This window comes from Streptomyces sp. NPDC126499 (genome assembly GCF_040302485.1).
Taxonomy (GTDB): domain Bacteria; phylum Actinomycetota; class Actinomycetes; order Streptomycetales; family Streptomycetaceae; genus Streptomyces.
In genome coordinates this window covers 445,134-465,340 of record NZ_JBEOUO010000002.1, presented here as the reverse complement: position 1 = coordinate 465,340, position 20,207 = coordinate 445,134, and the positions used below count along the sequence as shown (strand labels likewise).

13 protein-coding genes are annotated in these 20,207 nt (G+C 73.7%); 4 read left to right on the top strand and 9 right to left on the bottom strand.

The features are described 5' to 3' along the window. Window positions 1–65 precede the first annotated feature (65 nt). The 3 genes from ABTZ91_RS04715 (at window position 66) to ABTZ91_RS04705 (ending at window position 3,166) form a co-directional block, all read left to right on the top strand. Window positions 66–1,457, top strand: coding sequence for an acyl-CoA dehydrogenase family protein (locus tag ABTZ91_RS04715; RefSeq protein ID WP_407077888.1), 1,392 nt, complete (start codon window positions 66–68; stop codon window positions 1,455–1,457). A gap of 119 nt (window positions 1,458–1,576) precedes the next feature. Continuing rightward, window positions 1,577–2,464 (top strand): universal stress protein, encoded by an 888-nt coding sequence (locus tag ABTZ91_RS04710; RefSeq protein WP_352075665.1) that lies wholly within the window; start codon window positions 1,577–1,579, stop codon window positions 2,462–2,464. Between the two features lie 84 nt (window positions 2,465–2,548). Beyond that, on the top strand, window positions 2,549–3,166 hold the full coding sequence (locus tag ABTZ91_RS04705) for a CAP domain-containing protein (protein ID WP_352075664.1): 618 nt from the start codon (window positions 2,549–2,551) through the stop codon (window positions 3,164–3,166). Window positions 3,167–3,470: 304 nt separating this feature from the next. On the opposite strand, the gene ABTZ91_RS04700 is transcribed toward ABTZ91_RS04705, so the two are convergent. From ABTZ91_RS04700 to ABTZ91_RS04665, 8 genes are all read right to left on the bottom strand, one after another. After that, window positions 3,471–3,761, bottom strand: coding sequence for a hypothetical protein (locus tag ABTZ91_RS04700; RefSeq protein WP_352075663.1), 291 nt, complete (start codon window positions 3,759–3,761; stop codon window positions 3,471–3,473). A gap of 111 nt (window positions 3,762–3,872) precedes the next feature. Then, complete coding sequence (locus tag ABTZ91_RS04695) at window positions 3,873–6,098, bottom strand: NADP-dependent isocitrate dehydrogenase (protein ID WP_352075662.1); 2,226 nt, start codon at window positions 6,096–6,098, stop codon at window positions 3,873–3,875. A 51-nt stretch (window positions 6,099–6,149) separates the two neighbouring features. Then, entirely contained in the window at window positions 6,150–7,232 is a 1,083-nt protein-coding gene (locus tag ABTZ91_RS04690; RefSeq protein WP_352075661.1) for a phosphatase PAP2 family protein, read from the bottom strand. 60 nt (window positions 7,233–7,292) lie between these two features. Next, the gene (locus tag ABTZ91_RS04685; protein WP_352075660.1) at window positions 7,293–9,149 is read right to left on the bottom strand and encodes a glycoside hydrolase family 15 protein; all 1,857 of its coding nucleotides are present in this window, start codon (window positions 9,147–9,149) and stop codon (window positions 7,293–7,295) included. A gap of 193 nt (window positions 9,150–9,342) precedes the next feature. Further along, window positions 9,343–10,098, bottom strand: a complete 756-nt coding sequence (locus ABTZ91_RS04680; RefSeq protein WP_352075659.1) for a class I SAM-dependent methyltransferase — start codon at window positions 10,096–10,098, stop codon at window positions 9,343–9,345. 87 nt (window positions 10,099–10,185) lie between these two features. Further along, window positions 10,186–13,578 carry an aminotransferase class I/II-fold pyridoxal phosphate-dependent enzyme gene (locus ABTZ91_RS04675; protein ID WP_407077893.1) on the bottom strand — a complete coding sequence of 1,131 codons (3,393 nt, stop codon included), beginning with the start codon at window positions 13,576–13,578 and terminating at the stop codon, window positions 10,186–10,188. Window positions 13,579–14,937: 1,359 nt separating this feature from the next. Then, window positions 14,938–15,258, bottom strand: coding sequence for a putative quinol monooxygenase (locus ABTZ91_RS04670; RefSeq protein WP_352075657.1), 321 nt, complete (start codon window positions 15,256–15,258; stop codon window positions 14,938–14,940). Window positions 15,259–15,523: 265 nt separating this feature from the next. Then, entirely contained in the window at window positions 15,524–16,318 is a 795-nt protein-coding gene (locus tag ABTZ91_RS04665) for an IclR family transcriptional regulator C-terminal domain-containing protein (protein WP_352075656.1), read from the bottom strand. A 150-nt stretch (window positions 16,319–16,468) separates the two neighbouring features. On the opposite strand from ABTZ91_RS04665, the gene ABTZ91_RS04660 reads away from it, so the two are divergent. Continuing rightward, window positions 16,469–18,271, top strand: coding sequence for a VanW family protein (locus ABTZ91_RS04660; protein WP_352075655.1), 1,803 nt, complete (start codon window positions 16,469–16,471; stop codon window positions 18,269–18,271). Between the two features lie 76 nt (window positions 18,272–18,347). On the opposite strand, the gene ABTZ91_RS04655 is transcribed toward ABTZ91_RS04660, so the two are convergent. Continuing rightward, entirely contained in the window at window positions 18,348–19,724 is a 1,377-nt protein-coding gene (locus ABTZ91_RS04655) for an MFS transporter (protein ID WP_352075654.1), read from the bottom strand. Window positions 19,725–20,207: the final 483 nt, after the last annotated feature.

Genomic DNA, 20,207 nt, shown 5'->3' with positions numbered 1-20,207 from the left:
CCGGGCACCCCTCTGTCACTATCCCTACCATTCCAATGGGGATACTGGGAAACATGTGAGGTGCCGTGAGAACGCCGAAGAAGTCAGCGCAGCGCCCCACCTCCGTCCCGGCCGGAGGCCCGGTCACCGGCCGCCCGGCGGACCGCGCGGCGGACCGTCCGGCGGACCGCCCGGCCGACGACGCGATGTGGCCCCGCGTCATCCGCGAGCTCGCCGACGACCTCGCCGTGGACGCCCTGACCAGGGACCGGGCGGGCAAGGCGCCGCTCGACGAGGTCGCCCGGCTCCAGGAGGCCGGACTGCCCGCCCTGCTCACCGCGCCCGGCCCCGGCGGGCGCGGCGCCGACTGGCGTACCGCCTGTGGAGTGATCCGGGAGATCTCGGCGGCCGACGGCTCGATCGGCGAACTCCTCGCCCACCACTGCGCACTTGCCTGGACGACACGTTTCCTCGGCTCCGCGGCCGGTCCGCTCGACCTCGGCGCCCGCGCCGCCGAGGAACGATGGCTGCTCGCCGGCGCGATCGAGCCGCCGGGCGCGCCGACCGACGCCACCGGACGCGCAGGGCCGAACGGGTACAACGGGTCCAACGGGTTGAACGAGTCCAACGGCCCGGTCGGGTCCAACGGCCCGGTCGGGTCCAACGGTCCGGACGGGCCGGTGCTCACGCCGGCCGGCGGCGGCGCCTACGTCCTCCACGGGCGGCGCGCCTTCGCCTCCGGCGTCACGGTCGCCGACCGGCTGGTCGTCGCGGCCCGCTGTACGCAGACGGGCGATCCGCTGCTCGTCCTCGTGGATCCGGCGCATCCGGCCGTGTTCACGGAGCCGCACGCCGAACGGGTGGGCCAGCGCCTCTCCGGCGCGGGCACCGTCACCTTCGACCGGCTGCCGATAGCCGCCGGCGACGTCCTCGGCGCGCTCCCCCACGACGAGCACGCCCGCGTCCCCTGTCCGACCACGCCGGCGCCGATCGCCCTGCGGTTACTGCTGGTCCACGTCGTGCTCGGCATCGCCGAAGGGGCGCTGGCGGAGGCCCGCGACGTCAGCCGGGCCACCCAGGCCGCGAGCGGCGACGATCCGTTCCTCCTGCTCGCGTACGGGGAGTCGGCGACCGCCGCGCACGCCGCCGCCGCGGTCGTCGAACGGGCCACGGACTCCCTGGCGCACGGGCTGCTCACCGGGCGGGCCCTCGACGTCGAGGAGCGGACCGACATCGCCGTCCTGGTCGCCGCGGCGGAGACGGTCACCGGGCGGGCGGCGCTGGACATCACCACCCGCGTCCTGGAGCTGGTGGACCCCGGGGCGGCGCCCGGCCTCCACGGCGGCGGCCTCGGCCTCGACCGCTTCTGGCGCAATGCCCGGACGCTCACCGCTCCGGTGACGCCCGATCACCGGCTCCGCGACATCGGCGACCACTACCTCAACGGCACCCATGCCGGACTCACCCTGCCGGCCTAGCCCGATCCGCCGTGCCCGCGACGACACGGGTTGAGTGGCTACCGTGGACAGGGCCGTCCGGCCCGCCCCCCGGCGCCTGCTGTCGGCGGGCCCGGCCCCGTACCGACGGAGGCAGCCTGATGAGGCGTGAGATCGTCGCGGGAGTCGACGGCTCCCCGGAGAGTCTCGCCGCGGCCGACTGGGCCGCCCGCGAGGCGGGGAACCGGGGGCTGCCGCTGCGCCTGGTGCACGCCTGGCGCTGGGAGCCGCTCGACCTGCCGCTGCTCCAGGATCCCACGGCCCAGCAGAAGGCCGCCCGGGACGTGCTGCGCGAGGCCGGGACGACGCTCGCCGAGCGCTACCCGGAACTCGACCTGAGCGCCGAGGTCGTCGGCGACACACCGGTCGCCGCCCTCCTCGGCACCGTAGGGCACGCCGAGTTGCTCGCCATCGGCTCGCGCGGCCACGGCGCCGTGACCGGCTTCCTGCTCGGCTCCTACGGACAGCAGATCATCGCCGGGTCCACGGTGCCCGTGGTCGCGGTCCGCGCCCGCGACGGCGCGCCGGCCGAACCACCCGTCGGGGAGGTCCTCGTGGGCCAGCACGGCAGCCCCCAGGACAGCGCGCCCGCGCTGCGGTTCGCCTTCGAGACGGCCGTGGCGCGCGGGGCGGCCGTCCGCGCGGTGCGGGCCTGGTCCCTGCCGCCGCTCTTCGCGTACAGCCCGGCCTCCCTGCGGCTCGCCGACGAGGCCGGCGGGCTCGTCCCGTACGAGGAGAAGGCGCTGCGCGAGGCGCTCGCCCCGTGGCGGGAGCGCTACCCGGAGGTTCCGGTCGCCGAGCACGTGGAGCTGGGCAGCGCCGGCCAGGTGCTGCTCTCCGGGGCCGGGGGCGCGCAGCTGCTCGTGGTGGGCCGGAGGGCGCACCGCGCGGCGCTCGGCGCGCGGATCGGGTCGGTGGCGCACGCGGCGCTGCACCTGGCGCCGTGCCCGGTCGCGGTGGTGCCGCACCAGGTTGACACGCAGGATTGACGAGGAGTGTCGCGCTCTCCGGGACCGGACAGTCATATCGCCGCGCCGGAGGGCCGGCGGACCGAGGAGAGAGAGCGGAGCTTCATGCGGTACGAGCGCTACGAGGGATGCGAGGCGGAGCGGCGGCAGCGGAAGCGGCCCCGGGAGCGGCAGGGCGACGGCGGCGGCGGGCGGGGGCCGTCGTTCCGCACGGCGCTCACCGTGGCCGGCACGGTGGCGGCGGCGCTGACGGTGATGACCGGGGTGTACGTGGTGACCTCGGGCACGACGGCCGGCGCGGGCACCCGTTCGGCGGAGCCGGGGGCCGCCGGGACGGCGGCGCGGTACGTCACCGAGGTGGTCACGCTCGCCAACGTCGAGCGGAGGCGGGCGGGATGCGATCCGCTGCGGTCCGATCCGAGGCTGCGGGAGGCGGCGCAGGGCCACGCCGACGACATGGCGGCCCGCGGCCACTACGCCCACGACAGCCAGAACGGGCAGAACGCGGGCGACCGGATCACCGCGGCCGGCTACACCTGGTCGTCCTGGGGCGAGAACATCCACCGAGGGCCGCGGACGCCCGCCGAGGCGGTGGCGGAGTGGATGGACAGCGAGGCCCACCGCAAGAACATCCTCAACTGCGCGTTCGAGGACGTCGGCGTGGGGGTGAACCTCACCAGGGGCGGGCCCTGGTGGGTGCAGGACTTCGCGACGGCCCGCTGAGGCGCGGGACGCGCGCGGTGCCGGACGCTGCGGCTCCGGACGCTGCGGGCCCGCACACGGCGGGCCCGCACAACGGCGGCTCCGGACGCGGCGGCTCCGGACCTGGCTGTGCCGCACACGACGGTGCCAGACCTGGCTGTGCGAGGAGGCGTCGGCCGGCCCGGTCAGCCAGCCCGTCGACCGAGCGGGCGGCGATTCCCGCCCCCGGACCGTGCCGCGTCCTGCCCTGTCCCGTCCCGTACGTCGAGGAGACCGTGCCAGCGGTCGGGACGGCACACGTTCCGTCGTCGCGTGCGTCCGGCGTCTAGCCGGAGAGGTGCGGCACGATCGGCACGGTGGCCGCGCCCCCCGCGCGCACGGCCTCGACGACGGCGTCGTGCAGGTCGCGGCTCTCCTCCTCCGATCCGCAGGGAACAGGACTTCCCGACATGGTGAACCAGTCGGAAGCGCCGCTGTACTGCACGGCCACGCGTGCCTCGCCGTCGGCATAGGTGGTGTGCACGGTCAGATCGCCCGTGACGACACCGGCCTCTTGGGTCAGCACTCCGCCACGCCCGGTGTACACACCGGCGGTCGTCCATGATGCCCAGCTCATCCATCCAGACTCACACCCGGACGGCGGATGCGCCACCGACGCGTCCGCCCCGGCCGGACGCGTGTCCGGCCGGGGCGGTGCGGGGGCCCCGTAAGGGGCCTCTTGCCTCGATCAGGCGAGGGACGCGACGGCCTCGTTGAAGGTGGCGGACGGGCGCATCACGGCCGCGGCCTTGGCCGGGTCGGGCTGGTAGTAGCCACCGATGTCGGCCGGGGAGCCCTGGACGGCGATCAGCTCGTCGACGATCTTCTGCTCGTCGGCGGTCAGCTTCTCGGCGAGCGGGGCGAAGGCCTTGGCCAGCTCCGCGTCGTCGGTCTGCTTCGCCAGCTCCTGGGCCCAGTAGAGGGCCAGGTAGAAGTGGCTGCCGCGGTTGTCGATGCCGCCGAGGCGGCGGGTCGGCGACTTGTCCTCGTTGAGGAACGTGCCGGTGGCGCGGTCGAGCGTGTCGGCGAGGACCTGGGCGCGGGCGTTGCCGGTGGTGGTGGCCAGGTGCTCGAAGGAGGCGGCCAGGGCGAAGAACTCGCCGAGGCTGTCCCAGCGGAGGTAGTTCTCCTTGACGAGCTGCTGGACGTGCTTCGGGGCGGAGCCGCCGGCGCCGGTCTCGAAGAGGCCGCCACCCGCCATCAGCGGGACGACGGAGAGCATCTTGGCGCTGGTGCCCAGCTCCAGGATCGGGAAGAGGTCGGTCAGGTAGTCGCGCAGGACGTTGCCGGTGACCGAGATGGTGTCCTCGCCGCGGCGGATGCGCTCCAGGGAGAACTTGGTCGCCTCGACCGGGGACAGGATCTTGATCTCCAGGCCCTCGGTGTCGTGCTGCGGGAGGTACTCGTTGACCTTGGCGATCAGCTGGGCGTCGTGGGCGCGGGTCTCGTCCAGCCAGAAGACGGCCGGGGCGCCGGTGGCGCGGGCGCGGGTGACGGCGAGCTTGACCCAGTCCTGGATGGGCAGGTCCTTGGTCTGGCACGCGCGGAAGATGTCGCCCTCGGCGACCTCCTGCTCGATGACCACGTTGCCGGCGGCGTCGACGAGGCGGACGGTGCCGGCCGCGGCGATCTCGAAGGTCTTGTCGTGGGAGCCGTACTCCTCGGCCTTCTGCGCCATGAGGCCGACGTTCGGGACGGAGCCCATGGTCGACGGGTCGAAGGCGCCGTGGGCGCGGCAGTCGTCGATGACGGCCTGGTAGACGCCGGAGTAGGAGCTGTCCGGCAGGACGGCGAGGGTGTCGTGCTCCTGGCCGTCGGGGCCCCACATGTGGCCGGAGGTGCGGATCATGGCCGGCATGGAGGCGTCGACGATGACGTCGGACGGCACGTGCAGGTTGGTGATGCCCTTGTCGGAGTCGACCATGGCGAGGGCCGGGCCCTCGGCCAGCTCGGCGTCGAAGGAGGCCTTGATCTCCTCGCCGAGGCCGTGCGGGATGGACTCCAGGCCCTTGAGGACGGCGCCGAGGCCGTCGTTCGGGGACAGGCCGGCGGCGGCGAGGACCTCGCCGTACTTGGCGAAGGTCTGCGGGAAGAAGGCGCGCACGACGTGGCCGAAGATGATCGGGTCGGAGACCTTCATCATCGTGGCCTTGAGGTGCACGGAGAACAGGACGCCCTCGGCCTTGGCGCGGGCGACCTGCTCGGAGAGGAAGGTGCGCAGGGCGGCGGCGCGCATGACGGAGGCGTCGACGACCTCGCCGGCGAGGACCGGGACGGAGTCGCGGAGCACGGTGGTGGTGCCGTCGGCGGCGACGTGCTCGATGCGCAGGGAGCCGTCCTCGGCCATGACGGCGGACTTCTCGGTGGAGCGGAAGTCGTTCTGGCCCATGGTGGCGACGTTGGTCTTGGACTCGGGGGTCCAGGCGCCCATGCGGTGCGGGTGGGCCTTGGCGTAGTTCTTGACCGAGGCGGGGGCGCGGCGGTCGGAGTTGCCCTCGCGCAGGACCGGGTTGACGGCGGAGCCCTTGACCTTGTCGTAGCGGGCGCGGATGTCGCGCTCCTCGTCGGTGCGCGGGTCGTCCGGGTAGTCCGGGAGGGCGTAGCCCTGGGCCTGCAGCTCGGCGATGGCGGCCTTCAGCTGCGGGATCGAGGCCGAGATGTTCGGCAGCTTGATGATGTTGGCCTGGGGCGTCTTGGCCAGCTCGCCCAGCTCGGCGAGGGCGTCGGCGATGCGCTGGCCCTCTTCGAGACGCTCGGGGAAGCTGGCGATGATGCGCCCGGCCAGGGAGATGTCACGCGTCTCGACGTTGATCCCGGCGGTCGAGGCGTAGGCCTGGATCACGGGCAGGAACGAGTACGTCGCCAGGGCGGGCGCCTCGTCAGTGTGCGTGTAGATGATGGTCGAGTCAGTCACCGGGTGTGCTCCGCTCCACGTCTGCGTCTGCGTCTGCAAGATTGCTCGACATCAAGATATCTCGTGATCGCGCTTCTCGGGAAAGGGGTCCTCGGGAAAGGGATCCTCGGGCAAGGTCTCCCCGGGAAGGCTCTCCTCGGGAGTCGTCGGCGTCGGGCGGTACGGGGCCGGACGCGGGTCGAGGTCGACGCGGCGGAACAGGGCGAGCAGGACCAGGGCGACACCGGCGCCGGTGCCGGCGGCGAGCGCCTGGCCGCAGCGGTGGGCGGTGCGGGGCAGGTCGAGGGGCAGCGGCCCGGTGCCGGGAGGCAGGCAGTCGCCGAGCAGGTAGCCGCCCGCGGCGAGCCCGCCGAGCGCGAGGGCGGCGAGCGGGAGGGTGACGAGGAGCCGCTGCCGGGGCAGGGCGCCGCGGGAGGCGGGCCGGACCTTCCCCTTGCGGGCGAGCAGGGCCAGCAGCGCGGCGAAGGCGGCGAGCACGAGCAGGTCGGCGGCGATGACGTCGCCGGGGCGGTGGCGGCCGGAGGCGATGCCGTACGCGCCGAGGGCGGTGGCCCACAGGGCGGCGAGGCCGACGGTGGCGCTGCGCAGCCGGTGCGGGACGACGAGGACGAGGCCGAGGGCGGTGCCCGCGGCGATCACGGTGGGGCTGCTGGGGAAGCCGCTGTCGACGGCGGTGCCCGAGGCGTCGAGGAGGTGGGGGCCGGGCGCGTACCGCTGGAGCAGTTCGGCGAGGGCCAGGGTGGCGGCCAGGGTGCCGAGGGCGGCGCCGGTGCGCCCGTACCGCCCGCGCAGGACGCCGACGGCGGCCAGGAGCAGGACCGCGAGGGCGAGGGAGAGGGTGGCGAGGCCCTGGAGGGAGGGATGCTCGCGCAGGACGCGGGCGACGGCCGGATCGGTGAGCCGTCCGGCGACGACGGCGTCGCCCCAGCGCCGGCCGGTGGCGGTGAGCACGAGTCCGGCGTAGGCGACGGTGAACAGGAGGACGGCGGCGAGGCTGGTGCGCCGCATCCGTATGCGGACCCGGGCGGTGAAGGATCCCGGGGCCTCGGCGGCCACGGTGGCGTACCACCATGTGCCACGGGCGGCGACGCTCCGCGAGGAGCCGCCGGTACGGGGCCTGTCGAAGGGTGCCATGCCTCGATTCGACCCCGGGGCGGACCCGGCCGCCCGCTGGAGGCACCCGAACGACGCGGGTCAGCGGCGGGGCGGTGGCGCGCTCCCGGCCAGGGCGACGGCCGCGCGGCCGTCCGGGGTGCGGGCGCGCCTGCGGGTGCCGTCCAGGGTGAAGGCGGTGTTGACGAGGGCGACGTGGCTCAGGGCCTGGGGCGTGTTGCCGAGCTGGCGGCCCGTGGCCGGGTCCCACTCCTCGGCGAGCAGTCCGACGTCGTTGCGGACGTCCAGGACGCGTTCGAAGACGGTACGGGCCTCGGCCGGGCGGCCGGTCAGGGCCAGGGCGTCGGCGTACCAGAAGGTGCAGGCCAGGAAGGCGCCCTCGGCGCCGGCGAGGCCGTCGACCTCGTGCACCTCGCCGTTGGTGACCTCGTCGTAGCGGCGCACGAATCCGCGGTCCTGGAGTCCGGCCATGGCGCGGACGGTGCCGAGGACGCGGGGGTCGTGCGGCGGCAGGAAGCCGAGGCGCGGGACGAGCAGGGCGGTGGCGTCGACGCGGCGGCTGCCGTAGTACTGCGTGAAGGACTGCCGCTCCTCGCTCCAGCCCCGCCGGCAGACCTCCTCGTGCAGCTCGGCGCGCAGGGCCTGCCAGCGGCGGACCGAGCCGCGCAGTCCGGCGACGCGGGCGAGACGCAGGGCGCGGTCGGCGGCGACCCAGGCCATGACCTTGGAGTGGACGAAGTGGCGCCGGGGGCCGCGTACCTCCCAGATGCCCTCGTCGGGTTCCCGCCAGTGCCCTTCGACGTAGTGGAGGAGCGCGGCCATCAGGCTCCACACCTGGGCGTCGAGGGCTACTCCGGCGCGGACGGCGCAGTAGATGGTGTTGACGACCTCGCCGTAGATGTCGAGCTGGAACTGGCCGGAGGCGGCGTTGCCGAATCTGACGGGGCGGGAGTTCTCGTAGCCGGGAAGCCAGTCGGCGTCGGTCTCCGGCACCCGGCGCTGTCCCTCGACCCCGTACAACGGCTGGAGGTCGGCCGGGTCGCCGGCGACGGCGCGGACCAGCCACTCCTTCCAGGCGAGGGCTTCGCGCCGGTATCCGCTGCGCAGCAGCGAGGAGAGCGTGAAGGTGGAGTCGCGCAGCCAGCAGAAGCGGTAGTCCCAGTTGCGGCGGCCGCCGATGCACTCGGGCAGGGAGGCGGTGGCGGCGGCGACGACCCCGCCGGTCGGCTGGTAGGTGAGGGCCTTGAGGGTGACGAGGGAGCGCAGGACGGCGTCGCGGGCGGGCCCCTGGTAGTGGAGGCCGGCCGACCAGTCGTTCCAGAAGGCGAGGGTGCGGTCGAGGTCGGCGGTCACGTCGGGCGGCGCGGGCGCCGGGGTGTGCGAGGGGTGCCAGCCGAGGGCGAAGGTGACGCGCTGGCCCGCGGTGACGGGGAAGGCGAAGGCGGTGCCCGCGCGGGTGACCGTCGGGTCGCCGGCGCCGGGACCGCAGTGCAGCAGGGTCGCGTCGGGTCCGGCGAGACAGACCACCGTGCGCCGGTCCGGGGCGTGGGTCAGGGGCACGACACGGCCGTGGTCGAAGCGGAGGGTGAGCTCGCCCCGCATGTCGACGCGGCCGGCGATCCCCTCGACGATGCGGATGATCAGCGGGCCGCGGCGGCGCGGCGGCATGAAGTCGGTGATCTTCACGGTGCCGTCGAGGGACTCCCAGACGGTTTCCAGGACGAGGGTGTCGCCGTGGTAACCGCGGCGGCTGCAGGGCCGGTTGCCGGCCGGGGCGAGGCTCCAGTGGCCGTGTTCGCGGCCGCCGAGGAGCGCAGCGAAACAGGCCGGCGAGTCGAAGCGCGGCACGCACCACCAGTCGACCGAGCCGTTCCGTCCGACGAGGGCGGCCGTCTCCAGGTCACCGATGAGGGCGTAGTCCTCGATTCGCCCTGCCATGAACGGATTCTAGTCCGGTCGCCGACGGCGCGCAGGGACGGTGGGGAAATCCACGCTCCGCCGCGTTTTCTTCCGGAAGAGCTCCCCGCCGCGTTTTCTTCCTGAAGACGCCCCGTATTTTCTTCCGGAGAGTTTCGTACGGCCAGGGGCGGGCCGCGGGTGACGAGGGCGGGACGGCGGGAGCGGAGGCGGCTCAGGGGCCGGGCCGTTCGGCGGTCAGGAGCAGCACGCCGGTGTCGCCGTACTCGGGCAGCGTGTGGTCCTTGGCCAGGCGGGTGACCCGCAGGGAGACGGTGTGGGGCGCGAACACGGCGCGCAGCGCGGACGCGTCGACGGGGCAGGCGGGCCAGACCGGCCCGGCGCCGATGCGGTAGCTCGGCATCCGCTCCATGAAGGAGGCGACGAGCCGGCCCCCGGGCCGTACCGAGCGCGCGAACGCCGTGCACAGGGCGGTGAACTCCTCGAAGTCCTCGGTGACGCTCTCGGCGACGAAGTTCATGGACGCGGTGTCGTAGCGGCCGTCGGCGAGGTCGCCGGCGTCGCCGCGCACCACGCGCACGCGGCCGAGGGCCTCGGTCAGGGTCGCGGGGAGCGCGGGGTCGAGGGCGCGGCACAGCGCGTAGAACGGCTCCCAGCTGTCCTCGGGGCCGTACGTCAGCTGGCGGCGCAGATAGGCGAGGTTGGCGGCGCTCGGTTCCAGGGCGTCGATGCGGCGGCTGGCGCCGGCGGCGAGCATCAGCGGGTAGAGGTTGGGGCCCGCGCCCAATTCGAGGGTGCGGGTCAGCGCTCCGGGGGCGAACTGCCGGTAGAAGGCGGAGTGGTGGTGGATCACCCCCCGGTCGCAGGGGTGCATCTGCCGGTAGTTCTCGGCCAGGTACCGGCCGACGGGCCAGGCGTCCCAGTCCGCGTCGCGGTTGCGGCGCGGGGCGGCCTGCCGGCGCGTGGCCATCACACCTCCCGGCGGCGCGGGGCGGCCTGCCGGCGCGTATCCATCACGCCTCCCGGGGGCGCGGGGCGGCCTGCCGGGTCATGGTGCTCACGCCTGCCGGCGGCGGCCGGCCGCGACCGCGCCCGAGCGGCGCGGGGTGCGGCGCTGGAGCGCGAAGCGGGCGGCGAGGTCGGTGAGGGCGGCGTTGAGCGCGTCGATCTCCTCGTCGGTGTTGGCGGCGGTGATCTGGATGCGGAACCCCACCCGGTTGCGCGGGACGAGGGGGTAGCCCGCGAGGGTCACGTAGATGCCCCGGTCCCACAGGAAGGCGGCGACCGCCTCCAGGTCGGCGGCGTCGCCGAGCGGGATCTCGATGATCGGCAGGCCGTCGGTGTTGGGTGTGGCGATGCCCAGGCCGCGTACGTGGTCGAGGACGCGGGCGGTCTTGCGGTGGAGGTCGGCCCGGATGGCATCGCCGCGCGCCTCGTTGACGTCGAGCCCGGCGAGGGCGGTGGCGAGGGAGGCGGTCGGCGAGGGGCCGGAGTAGAGGTAGGGCGCGGCGGCCACCTTGAGGTGTTCCTTGAGGCGGCTCGGCAGGGCGAGGAAGGCCAGCAGCGAGGAGTACGCCTTGGAGAAGCCGCCGACGAGGACGATGCCGTCGTAGCTCTCCCCGAGGTGGCGCACGATGCCGTTGCCACGCGCACCGTACGGGCTGGTCTCCTCGGGCCGGCGTTCGCCGATGACGCCGAAGCCGTGGGCGTCGTCCACGTACAGCAGGGCGTCGTGGGCGCGGCAGACGCGGGCGAGGGCGGGCAGGTCGGGGTAGTTGCCCGTCATGCTGTTGACGCCGTCCATGCAGACGAGCCGGGTGGCGCCGACCGGTGCCTCGCGGAGCAGGGTCTCCAGCTCCCACGGCTGGTCGCCGCGGAAGCGGTGCAGCCGGGCGCCCCGGCCGCGGGCGACGAGACAGCCGTCGTACATGGTGCGGTGCGCCTGGGCCTCGACGTAGACCTCGCCGTCGGCGGCGAGCAGCGGGATGACCGACTGGTGGATGAGGGTGATGGTCGGCAGCAGGAGGGTGTCGGGGGCCTCGAGGAGTCCGGTGAGCCGCTCCTCGATCCGGGAGTAGAGGCGGGGGCTGCCGATGAGCCGGGACCAGCTGGGGTGGGTGCCCCAGGTGCGCACCATGGGTTCGATGGCGGCCATGATCTCGGGGTCGAGGTCGAAGCCGAGGTAGTTGCAGGAGGCGAAGTCGGCCAGCCAGTGGTCGCCGACGCGGAGTCTGCGGCCGTGGACCTCGTCGATGACGGCGTCGCACATGGCGCTGTTGTTCTTGAGCCGTTCCAGGTCGCGCCAGCGGACGTCGAGCCGGCCCGTACCGGGCGCGGGCGTGGTGGGGCGGTCGGGATCGGCGCCCGTTGCGGCCCCGCCCCGGGCGGCCTGGGCGCCGCGGTGGGTGCGTTCGGGTGCGCGGTGGACGAAGCTCTCCGCCTGGTGCGCGGTCATGGGCCGGGCGAAGAGGTAGCCCTGTCCGTAGTGGCAGCCCATGTCGGCGAGCAGGGCGCGCTGGTCCTCGTTCTCGATGCCCTCGGCGACGACGCGGAGGCCGAGCACCTCGGCGATGCGGACGATGCCCTCGACGAGGGCGACCTGCTGCCGGTCGGTGGTGATGTCGTCGATGAAGGACTTGTCGACCTTGAGGACGTCGATGGGGAACTCGCGCAGATAGCTGAGCGAGGAGAAGCCGGTGCCGAAGTCGTCGATGGCGATGGACACCCCGAGGTCCTTCAGGGCCCGCATGGTGGTGCCCACCTGTTCGTCGCGGCGCATGAGGACGGACTCGGTCATCTCCAGGCAGAGGGAGTCGGGGGCGAGTCCGGAGGAGTCGAGGGTCTGCCGGACCACGTCGGGCAGTCCGGGGTCGCGGAACTGGCGGGCGGAGACGTTGACGTTGGCGTACAGGGGCGGTGTACGGGGGTGGGAGCGCTGCCAGCGGGCGATGTCGCGGGCCGCGTGTTCGAGCACCCAGGCGCCGAGCGGCATGATGTGGCCGCTCTCCTCGGCGAGGGTGATGAACTGCTCGGGCGGGACCATGCCGCGGCGGGCGTGCGGCCATCGGATGAGGGCCTCGAAGCCGGCCAGGGCGGCGTCGTCGACCCGGACGATGGGCTGGTAGCGCAGAGCGAAGGCCTGGTCGGCGATGGCGGTGTCCATGCCGGCCTGGAGCTCGTGGCGGGCGACGAGCCGCGAGTGCAGCTCGGGCCGGAAGCGCCGCCAGCGCTTCTTGCCGGCGGCCTTGGCGGCGTACAGGGCGAGGTCGGCGTGGGCGAGCAGTTCCTCGGCGTGGGCGCTGTCGAGGACGGTGGCGATGCCGACGCTGGTGGAGACGGAGACGGCGCCGTCGGTGAGGTGGAACGGCTGGCCGAGGGTGTGGATGATCTCGGCGGCGAGTGCCTCGGCGTCACCGGGTTCCCGGGCGCCCTCGATGAGCACGGCGAACTCGTCGCCGCCGAGGCGGGCGGCGGTGTCGGTGAGGCGGAGCACGGAGGTCAGCCGGCGGGCGACGGCGATGAGGAGTTCGTCGCCGACGGAGTGGCCCATGGTGTCGTTGACGACCTTGAAGTCGTCGAGGTCGACGAAGAGCATGCAGGTCAGGGTGGATTCGCGGCGGCCGCGGAGCAGGGCGCGTTCGATGCGCTCCAGGAGCAGCACCCGGTTGGGCAGGCCGGTGAGCGAGTCGTGGAAGGCGCGGTGAGTGAGCTCACGCTCCAGTTTGCGCTGTTCGGTGACGTCCCGGAGGGTGAGGACGAGCCCGTGAACGGTCCGCTCGTCGCGCAGGTTGCTGCACCGGACCTCCACCTCCAGGTCGGCGGCGCCGCCGTGCATCAGCTTCCAGTCGTCGCGGCCCTCCGTGACGCCCCGGGCGCGGACGTCGGCGAGGAGCCGCAGGGCGCTCACGGCGTCGTCGGGGGCGAGGAGTTCGCTGAGCGGGGTGCCGGGCAGCAGGGGGTGCCCGAACAGTTTCTCGGCGGACGGGCTGGCGTAGCGGACGGTGTCGTCGTCGTCCACGATCAGGATGACGTCCGAGGCGTTGTGGACCAGGGTGCGGAAGTAGGCCTCGCTGGTGCGGCGGTTGACCTCTTCGCTCAGTCCGAAGCGTTCCAGGGCGAGCGCGGCCTGGGAGGCGAGGGACTGGGCGGGGTCCGCGATCTCGGAGAGCTTCTTCTCGGTCCCGGCGAGCAGCAGGGCGCCGAGCAGCGGCTCGCCGCCGGCCGGGGCCTGGAGGGCGAGCGGGCAGATCAGGGCGTGGGTGTGGGGTGTGAGGGCGCGCGCGAGGGCCGGGTCGAGCCGTTCGACGGGCAGCAGCCGGCTGCCCCCGGAGAGGAGTTCCGGCCAGGGCGGACCGTGGGGTGCGGTGAGCTCGGCGACCTGGACGCGCCAGGGCCGCAGCCCGGTGGGCACGGCGGACAGCCGGCCGTGGCGGTCGCGGGCGAGCAGCATCGCGTGGTGCGGGACGCCGCGGCCGAAGAGGGTGGCGGTGGCCGTCTCGACGGCGGCGGCGACCTCGCGCGGGCTGAGCGCCGCCACCAGGGACGCGGCGGCCACCCGCAGGCTGCGCTCGTGGGCCTCGGCCCTGCGGTGCTCGGCCATCATGCCCCACAGGCGGACCAGGACCAGCAGGAACATCAGGGCGGAGAAGATGGAGATGACGCCGATGTCCCGGCCGGGTTCCTGGCGCAGCGACTGGAACAGCAGCAGGGCGGGGGCGATGAGGGAGGCGAGGGCGAGCAGGAACAGCCGGCGTTCGGCGCTCCCGGAGACCGGTTCGGGCGTGGGCTCGGTGAGCCCGGTCATCGAGGGGTGCAGGGCGGCGAGGCCCCAGGCGGTGAAGAAGACCACCCAGCCCAGGTCCCACGGGGTGCCGACCTGCCAGGTGCCGTCCAGCTGCTTCACGCCGTAGACGACGTCGGAGAAGAGGATGCCGCAGGTGCCGAGGGCGAGGAGCTGCACGGCGCGGGACCGCAGTCCGCCGGGGACGAGGAGGCGGGCGAGCATGGCCAGCATCAGCACGTCGCCGAGCGGATAGGCGAGGGAGATGGTGCGCTCGACCCAGGTCATGTCGGGGGACGTGGCGAGCGGGGTGATCAGGTGGACCCAGGACAGCAGCGCGAGCCCGGTGGTGAGGATCAGCGCGTCGAGTGTCACGGCCAGGTTCCGGCCGACGGCGCGGTGGCGGATGAAGCCGGACAGGCCGAGCGCGAACAGCGGATACGTGGCGAGGTAGAAGGCATCGGCGACGGAGGGGAACGGCCGGGGCTGGCGGAAGAACGTCTCCAGCGTGTTGTACGCGGTGTCACCGGCGACGAAAGTGAAGTTGGCGGCGGCGAGCACCAGCCAGGGCCAGCGGCGGGCGGGCCGGTGGAGGTGGACGCCGGTGAGGATGACGGCGACGCCGCTGAGGCCGATCAGCGCCCACAGGACGGTGTGCCGGGACGGCACCAGCAGATAGGCGACGGTGACGGTGGCCACGAACAGCACGTACAGGACGGTCCATCGGCGCAGTGGCCAGGACACCCGTCGCAGCGGCACATCCACCGCCCCCTTGCCGTGTGGGCCCGTGTGACCCCGGATACGTTCAGTCTCCCGGGTGCGACGGGGCCGTGCATCTCACGGCGCCCGCCGCGGTGGGGGCTTGGTCGGGGGCTGGCGGGGGGCCTGGTGAGGGGCCCGGTGGGGGCCGACCGGACTCGGCCGGTGGGCAGGTCGGGGCCGGCCGGGCCGCCGGTCGGGGTAGGCGGAGTAGGCGGGTCCGGCCGGTCGGGGTAGGCAGGTCCGGCCGGTCCAGGCGGGTGGGGCGATTCAGCGGGCGAGCTCGGCCATGGCGCCCCAGCCCTGCTGCGGCACCTCGACGTTGATGATCTCGGGGGTCGCGGCGATGGCGGCGCCCATGGCCTCCAGACCCGCCCTGAAGTGCTCGGACGCCACATGGGCGGCGCCGGCCTCGGCGTCGGCGAAGGCCTCCAGGAGGACGTACCGGTTCGGGTCCTCGACGCTGCGGGACCAGTCGAAGAAGAGGTTGCCGGGCTCCTCGCGCGTGGCACGGGTGAAGTCGGCGACCCGGTCGAGCCAGGTGTCGGCGTGCTCGGGACGGACGGTGAAACGTACGGCGATGAAGATCATGCGTCTACGCTGCTCCGCCGCGCGGGGACCGGTCCAGCGACCCGGGCGGCGATTCCGGCAGGGCCGGAAACGGGGCGGGGGACTGGGGTACGGGCCGGGGTACGCCGTCGGCCGGCCGACGGCGGGCTTACGGGGCAGCCGACCGGCAGCGTGCGCACGGAGCAGCCGGCCGACGGCGGGCGTATGGGCCAGCCGGCCGACGGCGGAGCTGCCGGTCAGCCCGCGTGGCGGAGGTGCCGGTCAGCCCGCGTGGCGGAGGTGTCGGTCAGCCTGCCGTCCCCGGGGCGCCCGGCGCGGTGTCGCCGGCCGTGAACAGCGGCACGGCCCGGGCCAGGGCGGCGCGCACCTCGCCGTGCCGGCGCCGGAAGTCGGCGGTGGGCAGCGACACGGACAGCGCGTGCAGGGCACCGTCGGCCCGCCCGGGCCCCGGCAGGACCGTCGCCACACAGGTGTACGCGGGGTCCGCCTCGCCCACGGAGACGGCGAAGCCCCGGTCGCGCACCCGGGCCAGCTCCGCCTCGAAGCGCTCGGGGCTGGTGATGGTGCGCTCGGTGAAGCGAGCCATGCCGTGCTCGTCCAGGTACCGGCGGCGCAGCGACCGGGGCAGGTGGGCGAGGAGCGCCTTGCCGTGTGCGGTCGCGTGAGCGCGGGCCTCGGGTCCGGGCGCGAAGGGGTGGGCGGTGTCGGTGAGGGGCGCGGTGGTGTCGACGACCGTGATCCGGCCGCCCTGGTAGGCGGTGAAGTAGGCGTCGGCGCCCGACGCGCGGCGCAGCCGGCCGAGGAGCTCGGCGACACCGCCGTCGAGGCCGTGGTGGCGCTGGTAGGAGCGGTGGAGCGCGGGGACGCGCGGCCCGGGCGCGTACCCCTCGGAGGTGCGGACGAGGTGTCCGCGGGCGACCAGCGGCCCGGTGAGGTGGTACACGGTCGACAGGGCGCAGCCGAGCGTCCGGGCCAGCGCCTTCGCCGCGACGGGCCGGTCGGCGTCCGCGACGGCGTCGAGGATGGCGAGGGCCCGCTCGACGGACTGGGGGCCGGGCGTGCCGGAGGGGGTCGGATGCACCGGTCCACTTTAGAGCGCCGTTTTCGGAGCGCCGTTCGGCGGGGTGAGAGGAGAGTCACCACCCAGCAAATCGGATCATATAGATCTTTTACCCCCATTCGGCGTACCGTCGAGGGATACCCCTGACTCCATACCGCACCGGGAGGGTGTGTGCGCCGCTCCACGACCGACCACGCCGCCGCGGGCCCGCACGGGCGCCGCGGCCACATACGCAAGGCGGCGATCGCGACCGGTGTGGTCGCGGCCGTCGCCGGCGGACTGTACGTGGCGGGCCTCGTCGCCACCGGAGACGACATCTCCGAGGGAACCCGGGTGGGCGGTGTCGACATCGGCGGCCTGAGCCGCTCGGAGGCCGCCGCCCGCCTGACCTCCGCGGCCCCCGCCGCCTGGAAGGACCCGATGCGGGTCACGGTCGGTGACACCATCACGGCCCTCGACCCCGCCGAGGCGGGGCTCACGGTCGACGTGGCGGCCACCGCGGAGCGGGCGGCCGACCCCTCCCGCGATCCGGTCACCGTCATCGGCCGGCTCTTCTCCTCCGGCAGCAGGGACATCGATCCCGTCGTCTCCTTCGACGCCACCAAGGCGCGGGAGGCGGTCACCGAAGTCGCCGAGAAGCACGACCGGACCGTCCGCGAGGGCGCCGTGGCCTTCAAGAAGGGCAAGACGGTGGTCACCCCGGCGCGGGACGGCCGGAAACTGGACGTCGACCGGGCCGTGGACGCCCTGCGCGCCGCGTATCCCGGCGCCGGAACCGCCGCCGCGATCGGCAGCGGCCTGGGGACCGGCACCGGGGTCGGGGCGGGCTCCGGCGGCTCGAAGCCGGTGCCCCTGCCCGTCGCGGTCACCAAGCCGAAGGTGGGGCAGGCGGAGGTCGACCGCTTCGTGAAGGAGTTCGCGACGCCCGCCCTGTCGGGCCCGGTCACGCTGACCGCGGCCGGCAACCGGCTGACGATCCCGGCGGTCACCCTCGCCGACCACCTGAAGGTGACGACCGAGGGCGGCCGGCTCACCCCGTCGCTCGACTCCCCCGGGCTGCTGCGCGACCCCGACGTGGCACGTCCGCTGCACACGTTCACCGGCGGTCCCGTCGAGGCGAGCCTCGGCGTGCGGGACGGCAGGGTCGTGGTGGAGCGGGACGGCCGGGCGGGCCGCGAGGTGTCGGCCGACGCCCTCGGCCGCGCGGTGACGCCGCTGCTCACCAAGGTGGGCGACGCGGCCCGTACCGGCCCGGTCGCCACCACGGTGACCGAGCCGGAGCTGACGGCGAAGAACCTGGCCCCGCTCGGGATCACCGAGGAGATGTCCACGTTCACCGTGAACTTCCCGGCCGCGCCGTACCGTACGACCAACATCGGCCGGGCGGTCGAGCTGATCAACGGCTCGCTGGTCCGGCCGGGCGAGGTGTGGAGCTTCAACCGCACGGTGGGCGAGCGCACCGAGGCCAACGGCTTCGTCGACGGCACGATGATCATGGACGGGCAGTACCAGAAGGCGCCGGGCGGCGGTGTGTCGGCGGTCGCCACGACCGTGTACAACGCGCTGTTCTTCGCCGGGGTCAAGCCCGTCGAGCACGGGGCCCACTCCTTCTACATCGAGCGCTACCCGGCCGGCCGGGAGGCGACGGTGGCCTGGGGCACGCTGGATCTGAGGTTCCGCAACGACTCGGGCAAGGCGATCTACATCAAGGCGAGTTCGACGGACTCGTCGGTGACGGTGAGCTTCCTCGGCACGAAGAGGTACGACTCGGTCGAGGCGGTCGCCGGCCCGCGCACGAAGATCACGCCGCCGGCGGAGCGCAAGGGCACCGGCGAGAAGTGCGAGGCGCAGGAGCCGCTGGAGGGCTTCGACATCAAGGTCGACCGGGTCTTCAAGATCGGTGGCACCGAGGTGAAGCGCGAGACCTTCGACACGCACTACACGCCGCGGGACAAGGTCACCTGCGAGCGATGACGGAACGCCGAAGGGCCCCTCTCGGAGGAGAGAGGGGCCCTTCGGCGTGTACGGGTGTACGGGTCGGCGCCGCCGGTCAGGCGTCGGCGCGCACCGGGGCGGCGGGCGCCTCCCGGCCGGCGTCGTCGAGGTCGGCGAGGTCGCGGTTGCGGGTCTCGCGGGCGCAGGCGACGGCGACGACGGTGAGCAGCGCGGCGGCGATCACGTACAGGGCGATGGGGGTCGAGGTGCCGTAGTCGTCGAGCAGCGCGGTGGCAATCAGGGGGGCGGGGGCGCCGGCGGCGACGGAGGAGAACTGCGCGCCGATGGAGGCCCCGGAGTAGCGCATCCGGGTCGCGAACATCTCGGAGAAGAAGGCGGCCTGGGGCGCGTACATGGCGCCGTGCAGGACGAGGCCGACGGTGACGGCGAGCAGCAGGCTGCCGAAGGTTCCCCGGTCGATGAGGGCGAAGAAGGGGAACATCCACAGTCCGACGCCGACGGCCCCGATCAGATAGACGGGCCGGCGCCCGAGCCGGTCGGAGAGCGCGCCCCAGAGCGGGATGACGGCGAAGTGGACGGCCGAGCCGATGAGAACGGCGTTGAGCGCGTTCTGCTTGGTGAGGCCGACCTGGGTGGTCGCGTAGACGAGGATGAACGCGGTGATGACGTAGTACGAGATGTTCTCGGCCATACGGGCGCCCATGGCGACGAGCACGTCACGCCAGTGGTGCCGGAGGACGGCCACGAGGGGCATCTTCTCGACCCGGCCCGCGGCGGCGGCCTTGCGTTCCTCGGCGGCGGCGAGCGCGGCCTTGAAGACGGGCGACTCGTCGACGGAGAGCCGGATCCACAGGCCGACGATCACCAGGACGCCGGAGAGCAGGAACGGGATCCGCCAGCCCCATGAGACGAACGCGTCCTCGGACAGCAGCGCGGTCAGGGCGGACAGCACCCCGGTGGCGAGCAACTGCCCGGCCGGCGCCCCGGTCTGCGGCCACGAGGCCCAGAACCCGCGCCGCTCGGCGTCCCCGTGCTCCGACACGAGCAGCACGGCCCCGCCCCACTCCCCGCCGAGCGCGAATCCCTGCACCAGCCGCAACGCGGTCAGCAGCAGCGGGGCGGCGGACCCGACGGTGGCGTGGGTCGGCAGCAGCCCGATGGCGAAGGTGGCCCCGCCCATCATCAGCAGACTCAGTACCAGCAGCTTCTTGCGCCCGAGCCGGTCCCCGTAATGCCCGAACACCAGCGCCCCGAGCGGCCGCGCGGCGAACCCGACGGCATAGGTCAGAAACGACAGCAGCGTCCCGACCAGAGGATCGGACTCGGGAAAGAACAGCTTGTTGAACACCAGCGCGGCGGCCGAACCATACAAAAAGAAGTCGTACCACTCGATAGTGGTACCAATCAGACTCGCGGCGACGATGCGCTTGAGGGGTCCGGGAGGCGTGGGAGCGTGTGTTGCGGCGGCCATGTGCACCACTTCCGAGCGGGTGACGGGAACGGGTTCGTGTCGCCACACCGTAGGAAGGCGCAGGTCAGGCGCGTATGTGGTGGGACACCATAGTTCGGGGAGCGGGGGTGCGGGCGGGCACCATGCCGAGCTCGGCAGAGGCCTTCCGAGGGCGGTCGAGGTGATTCCGGTTGGCGGTGACGGCCTCCACAGCGGGGTGTCAGATATGGCAGTTTGTGCCCTGCTTTGACGGTGGTCCAGGGGCAGGGGCAGCTCGGTCCGTCGAAGCGCAGGGCGAAGAAGAGGATCCAGCTGCCGACGCTGGAGGAGATCGAGGCGATCGAGCGGAACCTCGCACCGACCACGCGTTGATGGAGCCGGTGTCGCTGCCCCGGCTGCCGTTCATGATCGCGGGCACGGCGGGCGGCGGGCGGGGTCAGCGGCGTAACGCTCGTACTCGAACCACAGGCCGGCCTCCGCGCCGCCGGGTCCGACTGCTCTCAG

What these genes read in the sequence shown, in the direction of transcription:
- ABTZ91_RS04710 (WP_352075665.1), top strand. Translation starts at nt 1,577, where the DNA reads ATGAGGCGTGAGATCGTCGCGGGAGTCGACGGCTCCCCGGAGAGTCTC.
- ABTZ91_RS04705 (WP_352075664.1), top strand. Translation starts at nt 2,549, where the DNA reads ATGCGGTACGAGCGCTACGAGGGATGCGAGGCGGAGCGGCGGCAGCGG.
- ABTZ91_RS04700 (WP_352075663.1), bottom strand. Translation starts at nt 3,761, where the DNA reads ATGAGCTGGGCATCATGGACGACCGCCGGTGTGTACACCGGGCGTGGC.
- ABTZ91_RS04690 (WP_352075661.1), bottom strand. Translation starts at nt 7,232, where the DNA reads ATGGCACCCTTCGACAGGCCCCGTACCGGCGGCTCCTCGCGGAGCGTC.
- ABTZ91_RS04685 (WP_352075660.1), bottom strand. Translation starts at nt 9,149, where the DNA reads ATGGCAGGGCGAATCGAGGACTACGCCCTCATCGGTGACCTGGAGACG.
- ABTZ91_RS04680 (WP_352075659.1), bottom strand. Translation starts at nt 10,098, where the DNA reads ATGGCCACGCGCCGGCAGGCCGCCCCGCGCCGCAACCGCGACGCGGAC.
- ABTZ91_RS04675 (WP_407077893.1), bottom strand. Translation starts at nt 13,578, where the DNA reads ATGCTGCTCGCCCGCGACCGCCACGGCCGGCTGTCCGCCGTGCCCACC.
- ABTZ91_RS04670 (WP_352075657.1), bottom strand. Translation starts at nt 15,258, where the DNA reads ATGATCTTCATCGCCGTACGTTTCACCGTCCGTCCCGAGCACGCCGAC.
- ABTZ91_RS04655 (WP_352075654.1), bottom strand. Translation starts at nt 19,724, where the DNA reads ATGGCCGCCGCAACACACGCTCCCACGCCTCCCGGACCCCTCAAGCGC.